Source organism: Marisediminicola sp. LYQ134 (assembly GCF_046599635.1).
In the GTDB taxonomy this organism is placed as follows: Bacteria; Actinomycetota; Actinomycetes; order Actinomycetales; family Microbacteriaceae; genus Marisediminicola.
Map to the genome: position 1 here is coordinate 529,750 of NZ_JBKIWP010000001.1, position 12,263 is coordinate 542,012.

The 12,263-nt window shown below is 69.4% G+C and carries 10 protein-coding genes; 4 read left to right on the top strand and 6 right to left on the bottom strand.

Features of this window, described 5'->3' with window-relative positions; translation table 11 throughout:
* Nucleotide 1 precedes the first annotated feature (1 nt).
* The 5 genes from ACLHIH_RS02545 to ACLHIH_RS02565 all read right to left on the bottom strand — a co-directional run bounded on the left by ACLHIH_RS02545 (nucleotide 2) and on the right by ACLHIH_RS02565 (nucleotide 7,342).
* On the bottom strand, nucleotides 2–2,050 hold the full coding sequence (locus ACLHIH_RS02545; RefSeq protein ID WP_411315140.1) for a M3 family metallopeptidase: 2,049 nt from the start codon (nucleotides 2,048–2,050) through the stop codon (nucleotides 2–4).
* A gap of 38 nt (nucleotides 2,051–2,088) precedes the next feature.
* The gene (locus tag ACLHIH_RS02550) at nucleotides 2,089–2,352 is read right to left on the bottom strand and encodes a hypothetical protein (protein ID WP_411315141.1); all 264 of its coding nucleotides are present in this window, start codon (nucleotides 2,350–2,352) and stop codon (nucleotides 2,089–2,091) included.
* 29 nt (nucleotides 2,353–2,381) lie between these two features.
* Nucleotides 2,382–4,943, bottom strand: coding sequence for a valine--tRNA ligase (gene valS, locus ACLHIH_RS02555; protein WP_411315142.1), 2,562 nt, complete (start codon nucleotides 4,941–4,943; stop codon nucleotides 2,382–2,384).
* Nucleotides 4,944–5,044: 101 nt separating this feature from the next.
* Nucleotides 5,045–5,932, bottom strand: a complete 888-nt coding sequence (locus ACLHIH_RS02560) for a hypothetical protein (protein ID WP_411315143.1) — start codon at nucleotides 5,930–5,932, stop codon at nucleotides 5,045–5,047.
* Between the two features lie 45 nt (nucleotides 5,933–5,977).
* Nucleotides 5,978–7,342, bottom strand: coding sequence for an MFS transporter (locus tag ACLHIH_RS02565; RefSeq protein WP_411315144.1), 1,365 nt, complete (start codon nucleotides 7,340–7,342; stop codon nucleotides 5,978–5,980).
* 80 nt (nucleotides 7,343–7,422) lie between these two features.
* Here ACLHIH_RS02565 and ACLHIH_RS02570 point away from each other — a divergent pair, with 80 nt between their 5' ends.
* Genes ACLHIH_RS02570 through ACLHIH_RS02585 form a run of 4 tightly spaced genes read left to right on the top strand, consistent with a single transcriptional unit; the run spans nucleotide 7,423 to nucleotide 11,605 of the window.
* On the top strand, nucleotides 7,423–8,085 hold the full coding sequence (locus ACLHIH_RS02570) for a TetR/AcrR family transcriptional regulator (RefSeq protein ID WP_411315145.1): 663 nt from the start codon (nucleotides 7,423–7,425) through the stop codon (nucleotides 8,083–8,085).
* Between the two features lie 49 nt (nucleotides 8,086–8,134).
* Nucleotides 8,135–9,385 (top strand): APC family permease, encoded by a 1,251-nt coding sequence (locus tag ACLHIH_RS02575; protein WP_411315146.1) that lies wholly within the window; start codon nucleotides 8,135–8,137, stop codon nucleotides 9,383–9,385.
* Nucleotides 9,386–9,437: 52 nt separating this feature from the next.
* Complete coding sequence (locus tag ACLHIH_RS02580; protein WP_411315147.1) at nucleotides 9,438–10,952, top strand: ATP-binding protein; 1,515 nt, start codon at nucleotides 9,438–9,440, stop codon at nucleotides 10,950–10,952.
* A complete protein-coding gene (locus ACLHIH_RS02585; RefSeq protein ID WP_411315148.1) occupies nucleotides 10,949–11,605 on the top strand; it encodes a response regulator transcription factor in 657 nt (218 codons plus the stop codon). Before ACLHIH_RS02580 ends, ACLHIH_RS02585 begins: the two co-directional genes overlap by 4 nt.
* Nucleotides 11,606–11,728: 123 nt before the next feature.
* Here ACLHIH_RS02585 and ACLHIH_RS02590 read toward each other — a convergent pair whose 3' ends face one another.
* Nucleotides 11,729–12,241, bottom strand: coding sequence for a hypothetical protein (locus ACLHIH_RS02590; RefSeq protein WP_411315149.1), 513 nt, complete (start codon nucleotides 12,239–12,241; stop codon nucleotides 11,729–11,731).
* Between the last annotated feature and the right edge of the window lie 22 nt (nucleotides 12,242–12,263).

Consider the following 12,263-nt stretch of genomic DNA (forward strand, 5'->3'; position numbering starts at 1 on the left):
ATCAGCCGAGCCCCCGGCGGTCGAGCAGAGGCTCGATCGTCGCGTCGCGACCACGGAAGTCGCGGAACGAGTCGAGAGGGTCCCTCGAGCCGCCGACTCCGAGGAGTCTCGACCTGAAGCGGTCGCCGTTGGCGCGCGTGAGTCCGCCGTTCTCCTCGAACCACAGCACGCTCTCGGCATCGAGCACTTCGCTCCAGATGTAGGAGTAGTAGGCCGCCGAATACCCGCCGGAGAAGATGTGGGCGAAGTACGTGCTGGAGTACCGCGGAGGCACGGCGGGGTCATCGAGACCGAACCTCGCGAGCGCGGCGGCTTCGAACGCCTCGACGTCGGTGACGGCATCCGGGCCCGTGAAATCGGCGGGCGTGAGTGTGTGCCACGCCTGGTCGAGCATCGCGGCAGCGAGGTACTCGCTCGTCGCGAACCCCTCGTTGAACCGCCCGGATGAGCGCAACCGATCGACGACGTCTGCCGGGAGAGGTTCGCCCGTGTCGACGTGCACGGCGTAGTTGGCGAGCACCTCGGGCCACAGTTTCCACATCTCGTTGACCTGGCTCGGGTACTCGACGAAGTCGCGACCGACGCTCGTGCCGCTGAACGAGGGATAGGTCACGCGAGCGAAGAGCCCGTGCAGCGCGTGACCGAACTCGTGGAAGACGGTCGTCACCTCGTCGAGGGTGAGCAGTGTCGGTGCACCCTCGGGCGGTTTCGGAACGTTGAGGTTGTTGGTGACGACGACAGGGAGGTCGAGGAGCGCCGATTGCGACACGAGCGAGTTCATCCACGCCCCGCCGCGCTTCGAGTCCCGCGTGTAGAGGTCGAGGGCGTAGAGACCGACGGGCGATCCGTCGTCGTCGTGCACCTCGAAGATGCGCGACCCCGGGTGGTACGACTGCAGGTCGTGCCTCTCGGCGAAGGTCACGCCGTAGAGCCGTGTCGCCGCGAAGAACACGCCGTCGCGCAAGACGCGCTCGGCCTCGAAGTAGGGGCGCAGAGCGGCGACATCGAGGTCGTAGGTCGCCGCGCGCACCCTCTCGGTGACGAACGCCCAGTCCCACGCCTCGATGTCGTGGGGCGCGTGGTCGCGAAGCACGTCCTTCTCGAGCCGCGCGTTGCGAGCGGCCGCGGGCGCGAGCCTCTCGAGCATGGCGGCGACGTTCTCCGGTGTCTTCGCCGTCTCGTCGGCCGTGACGAGCGCCGCGTGATTCTCGAAGCCGAGGAGCGTCGCGCGTTCGGCCCGGATGCGCGCGATCTCGAGCACGAGGGTGCGGTTGTCGAATCGGCCCCCGCGAACGCCGCGTGATCGCGAGGCCGTCATGAGCCGTTCCCGCGTCGAGCGCACGGTGAGAGACGCGAGGTAGGGGTGCCCGGTCGGGAGGACGAGCGTGATCACGAAGCCGTCGAGGCCGCGGTCGCGCGCGGCCTGCGCGGTCGCCGCGACCTGGCTGTCATCGAGACCGTCGAGGTCGGCGACGTCCGTGACGTGCACCGCGAGGCTGTTGGTGTCGGCGAGCAGATTCTTCTCGAACCGGGTCGTGAGGGACGAGAGTCGAGAGTTGTAGTCGCGGAGGATCGTTTTGTCGTCGTCGGACAGAGCGGCCCCCGCGAGGGTCATCTCGACACGCGTGCGCTCGGCGAGTCGCGCCGTCTCGGGGTCGAGGCGGTCGGCGCCTCCGTGCGCCGCAGCCTCGTCGACGGCGAGCACACGCGCGAAGAGTGCGGCATCGAGTCTGATGGCGTCGGCGTGGGCGGCGAGCAGGGGAGCCAGTTCGGTCTCGAGCTCATCGCTCGCGGGGTCGCTGTCGGTCGCCGTCTTGGTGAAGAACACGGTAGCGACCCGGTGCAGGGTGCAGCCGCTGCGCTCGAGGGGCACGAGGGTGTTCTCGGCGGTGGGATCGTCGGGGTTGCTCGTAATCGCGGCGATCTCGGCGAGCTGCTCGGCGAACCCCCTCTCGAACGCCGGCCGGAAGTGCTCGAAACGGATGTCGGCGAACGGCGGCAGGCCGTAGGGCAGCGTGCTCGGTGCGAAGAAGGGGTTGGGGTCGGCCATGGGGTCAGCCTAGGTGTCTCCCGGCGGTCTCCCGGGCGCTAGTCGGCGTCGGCGGTGGCCTCGGCATCCTCGTCTGCCGGCGGCAGGGTCGTGGCCGTGTCGGTCGACGGGTCGAACCGGATGACGGTGCCGTCGTCGAGTTCGACGACGGGCAGAGACTCGAGCCACGTCAGAGTCCAGCGCCACTGCGCCGTGTCCACGTCGCGGAGGTCCTGTTCGACCGTGTTCACCGCGTCGATGACGGCGGCGGCAAGGCGCGCGGGCGGCTCATCGCCGACCGACCATCGAGTTCCGAGTTGCATGGCGTGTCCGTTCTGGTCGTGGGGTCCGGTCAGCCGTCGGTCTCGCTCAACACCACGTCGACGACGGCGAGGTCGTCGCCCTCGGCGAAGTCGAGCGCCGCGATGCGGCCGACCGCGGCGAGGTCCGCTCCCGCGAGCCTCACGAGAGCGAGACTCGCTGCCGGGGCCACGATCGTCGCCGAGTCGACGGGGGTCTTCTGCGAGGCTTTCGCGTCGGTCTTGGCGCGGCGGATTCCGATGAGGGCGGCGCTCACGGCGGGAAGGATGCCGCGCGGAGCAGCGTCGCTCGAGGGGGTCGGCCACGGTGCCGTGTGCACCGAACCCTCGTGCGTCCACGACCACACCTCTTCGGTCGCGAAGGGGATGAAGGGGGCGAAGAGACGCAGCAGGACATCCACGGCGGTGCGGAGCGTCGTGACGGCCGACGCTTGCTCCTCCGGGGTGCCCGCGCCGTAGGCACGCTCTTTGACGAGTTCGAGGTAGTCGTCGCAGAAGGTCCAGAAGAAGTGCTCGGTGGTCTCGAGCGCTCGCGCGTGATCGAAGGACTCGAACGCCTCGGTCGCGATGCCGACGACGCGGTCGAGCTCGGCGAGCAGGTCGGCATCCAGATCGTTGATGGCACCGCCGTCGACTGCGGGCTCGGGGAACGAGTAGACGAACTTCGCGGCGTTGAGCACCTTGATCGCGAGCCTGCGGCCGATCTTGATCTGCTTGGGGTTCTGGGGGTCGAAGGCCGCGTCGGTTCCGAGCCTGCTCGAGGCCGCCCAGTAGCGCACGGCGTCGGAGCCGTGCTGGTCGAGCATCGCGGCGGGGGTCACGACATTGCCCTTCGACTTGGACATCTTCTTGCGGTCGGGGTCGACGATGAACCCCGAGATGCCCGCATTAGTCCACGGCACCGTTCCGTGCTCGAGCTGCGACCGCAGCACGGTCGAGAAGAGCCAGGTGCGGATGATGTCCTGCCCCTGACTGCGGAGCGAGTAGGGGAACACGAGGTCGAAGAGTTCGGGGTCGCGTTCCCAGCCGCCGGCGATCTGGGGGGTGAGTGACGAGGTGGCCCACGTGTCCATGATGTCGACCTCGCCGGCGAAACCGCCCGCGACGCCGCGCTGGGACTCGTCGTACCCGGGAGCCGTGTCGGTCGAGGGGTCGACGGGCAGGGCCGACTCGTCGGGAACGATGGGCTCGCCCCGGTCGCCGTTGTCGTCGAGGGAGTACCAGACCGGGATGGGCACCCCGAAGAAGCGCTGACGCGAGATGAGCCAGTCACCCGTGAGGCCACCCACCCAGTTCTCGTAGCGGACGCGCATGTGTTCGGGGGTGAAACCGATCTGCTTGCCCCTCTCGACGAGGGTGTCGCGCAACTCGGCATCGCGCGCGCCGTTGCGGATGTACCACTGCCTCGTCGAGATGATCTCGAGGGGGCGATCACCCTTCTCGAAGAACTTGACCGAGTGGGTGATCGGCCGCGGTTCGCCGATCATCTCGCCGCTCCCGCCCAGCAGCTCGACGATGCGCTTTTTGGCGCTGAACACGGTCTTGCCCGCGAGTTCCTCGTAGAACGCCCGACCCGGCGCGCTCGTGATGGCCTCGGGGGCGTCGGCGACGAGCCGGCCGTCGGAACCGATGACGGTGCGGTTCGGGAGGTCGAGTTCACGCCACCACACGACGTCGGTGACGTCGCCGAAGGTGCAGATCATCGCGATGCCCGACCCCTTGTCTTTCTGGGCGAGGTGGTGCGCGACGACGGGCACCTCGACCTCGAAGAGCGGGGTCGTCACGGTCGTGCCGAACAAGTGCTGGTATCGCTCGTCGTCGGGATGCGCCACGAGCGCCACACACGCGGGGAGCAGTTCGGGGCGCGTCGTCTCGATGTGCACGTCGGTGCCGTCGGGGCGGTGGAAGGCGACACGGTGGTACGCGGCCGGTTGCTCTTTGTCTTCGAGCTCGGCTTGCGCGACCGCGGTGCGGAACGTGATGTCCCACAGCGTCGGTGCGTCGGCCTGGTACGCCTCGCCGCGAGCGAGGTTGCGCAGGAACGCGCGCTGCGCGACCGTCTGTGCGTCATCGCCGATCGTGCGGTAGGTCTGCGACCAGTCGACCGAGAGACCAAGGGTGCGCCAGACATCCTCGAACTGTTTCTCGTCTTCGATCGTGAGCCTCTCGCACAGCTCGATGAAGTTGCGGCGGGAGATGGGGACCTGGTCTGCGGCCTTGCTCGAGGCGTTCTCGCCGCCCTCGAGCGGCGGAACGAAGTCGGCGTCGTACGCGATGCTCGGATCGCAGCGCACGCCGTAATAGTTCTGCACGCGTCGCTCCGTGGGGAGACCGTTGTCGTCCCACCCCATCGGGTAGAAGATCTGGTCGCCGCGCATGCGCCGGAAGCGCGCGCTGAGGTCCATGTGGGTGTAGCTGAACACGTGACCGATGTGGAGGCTCCCCGACGCCGTGGGCGGGGGAGTGTCGATCGAGAAGACGCCGGACGGCCCTGCCGCGACCGCGGCGGACCGGTCGAAATCGTAGGTGCCGTCGTTCTGCCAGACTGCGCCCCACTTCGACTCGAGACCTTCGAGGGCGGGCTTGTCAGGCATAGTCGAGGTCACGGTCGCTCCGATTCGGTATGTGCGGCACCGAGTCAACGAACAGTGGTGGTGCCTGAGTGTGGGGTCACTTCATCGTATCGCTCGGGGCGTCATCCGAGCTCGCGCACGAGGGTCACGGTGCCGTTGACGAGCACACCCGCGTCGTTGTCGAGGGTCACCGTGTAGATCTCGCTCTCGAGCGAGCAGTCGAACTCGAAATCCGTGTACGACCCGCTCGGCTCGACCTCGGCCTGCGGGGCCGCGGCGGCGTCGTCGACCCCGACGGCGATGAACGCGCGCACGGCACCTTCGCTCGACCACTCGAAGACGAGGGGCACGCGAGTGGTCTCATCGGGGCACGCGATCGTCGATCCGTCGGCGGGGGTGAAGCTCGTGAACCTCGCGCTCTGGGCGGGGTCGGGAGCGGGCGGCTCGGTCGTCTCGGGCTCCGGCGCGGGCTCGGGTGCCGGCTCGCTCGTCTCCTCCGTGGGCTCCGGTTCGGCCGAGGGCTCAGCGGTGGCGGACGGCTCGGTCACGGGGGCGGAGTCGTCATCGCGCGTGGCGAGCACGAGGGCGAGCACGGCGAGACCGATGACGATGAGAGCCGCGAGGAGGATGAGGGCGATCCGGAGTCCGTGGGATCGAGCGGGGGGCGTCGTCGTCTTCTTCGTCGACGGTCGCACGGATTCGGGCCTCGGTGCGCTCGGGGGCGTGCGGGCGATGAACTCCGTCGGCGCGTCGTCGCCGAGGCGCTCGGTGGCCGGCGCGGCGGTGGGCGGCTGGTCAGCGGGCGCTGCCGACGGTGTCGACGATTGCGGCAAAAGCCTCGTCGGAGCGTCTCCGCTGTCGACGACGAAGGCTTCCGTCGCGGCGTCGTCCGACGACGTGGCATCAGCGGGAGTGTCGGATGCGGCATCGCCGGTTCCGCGGTCCCCGGGTTCGGCGTCACCGCGACCCCGCCGCGGGTCGAAGCGCTCGGTGGGGGTGTCGTCGCTCATTGCGGCCTCCGTCGTCTGTGCGGCGTGCCCGCGGTCGAACTGAGCCTAAGCGGCCCCGCGGGTGCGCACCAACCGGCGCTCGTCGGCGTCGATGACCTCGGGTGCGTCGACGGGGCGGCCCCAGCGCGCCGCGATGATCGAGGCGGCGAGGGTGAAGATCGAGAGTGTCGCGAGCACGATGCCCGGGTGCCACCACGCGGCATCCGTCGCGATCGAGAGGGCCTGCGTGGTCACGGGGACGAGCCCGGAGATGACCGCCGCGATGCTGTACGCGATCGAGAGTGCCGAGTATCGGATGGGCCCGCCGAAGATGTCGGCCATGAGACCGCCGAGGCCCGCCCAACTGAGCGTCGGCAGGATCCCGCCGATGATCATCGTCGCGACGAGGATCGGGAACGTCGCGAACTGCAGCACGAAGTACATCGGGAAGGTGATGAGGAGCGTGCCTGCCGCGCCGATCGCGACCACACGGGCGGAGCCGATGCGGTTCGCGAGCAGCCCGAAGAGGGGGATCGTGACGAGTTGCAGCGAGCTGCCGATGAGGGTCGCGGTGAACAGTTCCTGATAGTCGAAGCCGAGAGTCGCCACGCCGTAGCTGATCGTGTACGTGTTCATGAGCGAGTACGAACCGATGCCGAGGAGCGCTGCCGCGATCGCGACGGCGACACCGAGCGGGTGACGACGGAAGACGGCGAGCACGGGGATCCGCTCGCGCTTGTCCGCCGCGAGGAGCGATTTGAAGAGGGGTGTCTCGTCGATCGCGATGCGCAGGTAGAGCGAGACGGCGAGAAGCGGGAACGCGAGCAGGAACGGGATGCGCCATCCCCACTCGAGCATGTCTTCGGCGCTGAGGACGGCGGTGAGGAAGAGGAAGATCGACCCCGTGAGGATCGTGCCGACGGGCGACCCGAGCTGGGGCAGGGCGGCGTAGAGTCCGCGACGACGCGGAGACGCGTGCTCGACGGCGACGAGGATCGACCCACCCCACTCGCCACCGAGGGAGAGTCCCTGCACGACGCGGAGGAGCGTCAGCAGGAGGGGTGCCCACAGTCCGATCGTCGCGTAGCTCGGCAGCAGCCCGATCGCGCCCGTCGCGACACCCATGATCGTGATCGTGATGAGCAGGGTCTTGCGGCGTCCGATCCGGTCACCGAGATTGCCGAAGATGATCGCGCCGAGAGGGCGGACCACGTACGAGAGGGCGAGCAGCGAGAACGCGCTGATCGTCGCGACAGCGGGGTCGATGTCGGGGAAGAACAGCGGGGCGGAGAAGATCGCGCTGAAGTAGGCGAAGACGTAGAAGTCGTACGACTCGAGGGAGGTTCCGACGAAGGAGGCCCGCACGGCGCGGCGGGCCGTCTTCTGATCGGAGACAGGAACGACGTCGGGGGCGATCGGAGTTGTAGTCACGGGGTCCTTCGGGCACGATCGGGAAAGCTCGGTTAAGCTGCCGCTGGTGGGATTCGCCCATTCTTAGGCGCGGTCCATTATTGCAACTCACGGGAGGGGTCAGAATTCCCTCTCGCGCGAGTTCTCCCGGCCGGCCCCGAGCCTCGTCGGCCGAGACACTCGAGAGCGCCGCCGAAGAGCTCTTCCTCGAGCAGGGATACGCGCGCACGACGGTCGAGGAGATCGCGTTGCGAGCCGGGGTCAGTCGCAACACCTTCTTCAACTACTTCCAGGCCAAGAGCGATGTGCTCTGGGTCGCCTTCGACTCGCGCGCCGCGGCCCTCGCCGCAGAACTCGCGGCGCAACCGACTGACGTGCCCGTCGTGGATGCGGTGCGCTCGGCGCTCCTCGCGGCCGCCCGAGGTTTCGGTCCCGACGCTGTGCCGTGGGCCGTGACGCACGCCGACGTGATGGGCACGCGCGACGAGCTCTCGGTGTCGGGGATCGCGCGGTTCACCGCGCAGGCCGCGACCGTGAGCGCCTTCGTCGCACCTCGCCTCGACCGTGCGCCCGACCACCCCCTCGCTCGATCATTCTCCTTCGCCGTCATCGGGGCCGTTGCGGCGGCGAGCGCGTCGTGGGTCGCGGCGGGGGTCACGCGGGGGCCGCTCGACGAGTCGGTGAGGTCGAGCATCGATCCGGTGTGCGCGGGCTACGGCCTCGCGTTCGACGAGTTCGCGCGCGGTCACGGCCCGTTCGTGTGACGCCCGGTCGGTGGCCGCGGTGTTCACCGCGCGCCCCTAGGGTGACCGCATGACCGCACCCGGAGAACTCTCCCGTCGATTGCGAACCCCCGACGCGGTCGTGATCGGTCTCGGATCGATGATCGGCGCGGGCGTGTTCGCCGCGTTCACGCCCGCCGCCGCGGCCGCCGGCAACGGCTTGCTCATCGGACTCGTCGTGGCCGGTGTCGTCGCGCTCGGCAACGCGATGTCGTCAGCGGTCCTGGCGGCGCGCTTCCCGACGTCGGGAGGGACCTACGCCTACGGGCGAGAGGTTCTCGGCGCCTGGTGGGGGTTCGTCGCCGGCTGGTCGTTCGTGATCGGCAAGATCGCGAGTTGCGCCGCGATGGCTCTGACCTTCGCGGCGTACGCGGCGCCCGAGGGGTGGAGCAGGGTCGTCGCGATCGCCGCCGTCGTCGCGCTCGCGATCGTGAACTACCGCGGCATCACGAAGACGGCGGCGGTCACGAAGGTTCTCGTCGCCCTCGTCGTCGTCGCCCTCGTCGTGGCCGTGTCGGCGATCCTGCTCGGCCCGACCGCCTCGTGGTCTCTCGACCAGTCCGACCTCCTCGCGAGCGGTCCCTACGGCGTTCTGCAGTCCGCGGGGCTCCTGTTCTTCGCCTTCGCGGGCTACGCCCGCATCGCGACCCTCGGCGAGGAGGTCGTCGACCCGCGCCGCACGATTCCCCGCGCCATCGTCATCGCGTTCGGGATAGTCGTGATCGTCTACGGGGGCATCGCCGTAACGCTGCTCGGCGCCCTGGGGGCGGCGGGGGTCGCGGAATCAGCCGACCCCCTCGCTCGCGCTGTGGCCGCGAGTGGAGCGAGCTGGGTAGACCCGGTCGTGCGCGTCGGCGCCGCTCTCGCGTCGCTCGGAGCTCTCGTGAGCCTCCTCGCGGGAATCGGTCGCACGATGCTCGCGATGGCGAGGCGGGGCGACCTCCCGCGCTGGCTCGGCGCCGTTCATCCGCGGTTCGCCGTGCCGCACCGGGCCGATGTCGCGATGACCGTCGTCATCGTCGCGATCATCGCCCTCGCCGATGTGCGCGGAGCGATCGCCTTCTCGTCGTTCGGGGTGCTGCTGTACTACTTCGTCGCGAACGTCGCGGCCTTCCGACTCGATGCCACGGGAAAGGGGGCTCGACGGGCGTTCGCCGTCGTCGGAGGGGTCGGATGCTGCGTACTCGTCGTCACCCTGCCCCCCGCGGCGGTCATCGCGGGCGTTCTCGTCGTCGTCATCGGAGTCGTCGGGAGGCTCGCGACTGGTCGCCGGCGCTCGTGAGAGAGCTCTCATAGAGGGCCCGGAGGGGCGTCGCGATCGCCATACTGAGACGATGCGCGGCCGACTCTCTCGACGGTGGGGACTGCCCCGCTTGTCTGTGCGGTTCCGCATCCTCACGACCATCCTGCTCGTGACCGCCATCGGGATGACGGTCGCGGGAGCGACAGCCTTCTTCGTGCAGCGCGAGCGCACCCTGCAGGACCTCGACGACCGCTTGCTCTCGCGAGTCGAGGCCGCGCGCTTCGTCGTGACGGGGGAGTCGGCGACGGGCAGCGGCGACGGCGAGGGCACGGTCGTCGCTCGAGCAGACGGGACCGTTCCCGCGACGACGGCCGACGCTCTCGAGGCGGTGCTCGCGCGCGTGGTGCCGGGGCGCAACGAGAGCTCGCTCGGCATCGTCGGAGGGGAGCCGACCTTCGTCCCGGGTGTCGAGCTCGCCATCCACCTCGAACGTGACCCGGCGTTCGTCTCGCGCGTCGTCGACGAGGTGAGCGACGGCTCTGTGCGGCTCGGAACGGCGCTGTCGACCGAGGGGCACATCAGGTACATCGCCGCTCCCGTGACCGTGGCCGGCGACGTGCCAGGCATCTACGTCACGGCGGTCGACATCACGGCGGAGCTCGACGAGCTCTACGCGGCCTTCACGACCTACACCGTCGTGGCTCTCGGGGCGCTCGTCGCGGTCGGTCTCGTCGGCTGGTTCGTCGCCGGACGTCTTCTGAGCCCGCTCCGCCAGTTGCGCGCCGCCGCCTCCCGCATCACCGCGAGCGAGCGTCACGAGCGCATCCCGGTTCTCGGTCGCGACGACGTCTCCGATCTCACCGAGACCGTCAACGACATGCTCGATCGGCTCGACGCCGCGATGACGGGTCAGCGCCAGCTCCTCGACGACGTGCGCCACGAACTCAAGACACCGATCACGATCGTGCGAGGGCACCTCGAGCTGCTCGACGCCGCGAACGTCGACGAGGTGGAGTCGACACGCACCCTCGCGATCGACGAACTCGACCGCATGACGGGACTCGTCGACGACATCGAGTCGCTCGCCGAGACGACGGGTGTGCCGAGCTCGGCCGTCGCCGTGGAGGTCGCGCGATTCACCGCCGACGTGTTCGCGAAAGCGGAGGGCTACGTCGACCACGAGTGGACGCTCGCCGAGTCGGCAGCGACGACCGTGCTCATCGACCCCGCGCGCATCACCCAGGCGTGGTTGCAACTCGTCGACAACGCCGCCAAGTACTCGCCGGCGGGATCGATGATCGAGCTCGGGAGCTCCGAGCTCGACGGGGCCGTCGAATTCTGGGTTCGCGACGCCGGGCCGGGAATCCCCGCGGATGCCCGCGAGCGGATATTCGAGCGGTTCGGTCGCGTCGACGCGGGTCGCGGCATCCGTGGATCGGGACTCGGCCTCGCGATCGTCACGGCCATAGCCGCAGCCCACGGCGGCCGTGTGTCGCTCGAGACCGGCGAGCACGGATCACGATTCGGGATCGTCGTGCCCGGGGGCCCGAGCGCCCCCACGCGAGCGATCGATTCGCACTCCACGACAGGAAAGGTCGCACCATGAGCCGGATTCTCATCGTCGAAGACGAGGAGCGCATCTCGCGTTTCATCGACAAGGGCTTGCGAGCGGCCGGACACTCGACGACGGTACTGACCGATGGTCGGGAGGGCCTCGAAGCCGCGATGTCGACGGAGGTCGACCTCGTGCTGCTGGACGTCGGTCTCCCCGGGCTCGACGGGTTCGAGGTGTTGTCACGATTGCGCGCGAGCGGATCGGTCGTGCCCGTCATCATGCTCACGGCGCGCACCTCGACGAGCGACACGGTCGCGGGCCTCGACGGGGGAGCCAACGACTACATCCCCAAGCCGTTCAAATTCGACGAGTTGCTCGCGCGAGTGCGGCTCCGGTTGCGAGAGACGGCGCAACCGGTCACGACGACCCTCCGGCACGGCGACCTCTCACTCGACATGATGACGCGGCGGGCCACGGTCGCCGGGGTCACGGTGGACCTCGCCGCTCGCGAGTTCTCGCTCGCCGAGGAGTTCTTGAGGCACCCGGACCAGGTGCTCAGTCGCGAGCAATTGCTCAGCAGGGTGTGGGGTCTCGACTTCGACCCGGGATCGAACGTCGTCGACGTCTACGTGCGCTATCTGCGGGGCAAGTTCGGCGCCGACCGCATCGAGACCGTCCGCGGAATGGGCTACCGATTGCGCTAGCGGGTGCGGCAGTCGGGGTGAAGGGGGAGTGTGCAGCGACCCTGCTCTCCGCGAGCGAAGCGAGCGAGAGGGGCGCCCGGACCGTGTCCGGACGCCCCTCTCGTTTGCGGGACGCTGACCGCGTCAGTCGTTCGACGCGGGTGACGGCGCGCTCGCTGCCGACGGCGGGCTCGCGGGGCTCGCGGGGCTCGCCGGGCTAGCGGGGCTCGCGGCACTCGGCGGGCTCGGCGGGGTCGCCGGCGACGGGGGGCTCGCGGGGGAATCGGCGCTCACGACGGGAGCGTCGGGAGCGACGGGCTGCGGTGCGGGCGCGACGGTCGCCGATGCGGGCGACGGAGCGCTCGCGGGTGACGGCGGGGTCGCGGGCGTTGCTGCGGAGGGTGCCGATGCCGGCGTCGCGGGGGTCGGAGCGCTCGCGGCCGAGTCGGCGTTCGTCGGGCCCGAGTTCGTCGAGCGCAGGGTCGCGGCCTCGTCGCCGCGATCATCCACGGTCGAGATCCTCGGAACCCCGGTCGACTGGCCGGTGCTGTCGACGAGGGTCATCGAGCTCGCGCTCGCGATCGCGCCGCCGCCCAGGAGGCCGAGGCCGAGCACTGACGCCGCACCGATCGCGGTCCACTTCTTCTTCGCATCCATCACGTTCTCCTTCGTTCGCCGT

Excerpts from the sequence above, each read along its gene's own strand:
- ACLHIH_RS02590 (WP_411315149.1), bottom strand. The coding sequence starts at position 12,241 with ATGGATGCGAAGAAGAAGTGGACCGCGATCGGTGCGGCGTCAGTGCTC.
- ACLHIH_RS02550 (WP_411315141.1), bottom strand. The coding sequence starts at position 2,352 with ATGCAACTCGGAACTCGATGGTCGGTCGGCGATGAGCCGCCCGCGCGC.
- ACLHIH_RS02575 (WP_411315146.1), top strand. The coding sequence starts at position 8,135 with ATGACCGCACCCGGAGAACTCTCCCGTCGATTGCGAACCCCCGACGCG.
- valS (WP_411315142.1), bottom strand. The coding sequence starts at position 4,943 with ATGCCTGACAAGCCCGCCCTCGAAGGTCTCGAGTCGAAGTGGGGCGCA.
- ACLHIH_RS02545 (WP_411315140.1), bottom strand. The coding sequence starts at position 2,050 with ATGGCCGACCCCAACCCCTTCTTCGCACCGAGCACGCTGCCCTACGGC.
- ACLHIH_RS02585 (WP_411315148.1), top strand. The coding sequence starts at position 10,949 with ATGAGCCGGATTCTCATCGTCGAAGACGAGGAGCGCATCTCGCGTTTC.
- ACLHIH_RS02580 (WP_411315147.1), top strand. The coding sequence starts at position 9,438 with ATGCGCGGCCGACTCTCTCGACGGTGGGGACTGCCCCGCTTGTCTGTG.
- ACLHIH_RS02560 (WP_411315143.1), bottom strand. The coding sequence starts at position 5,932 with ATGAGCGACGACACCCCCACCGAGCGCTTCGACCCGCGGCGGGGTCGC.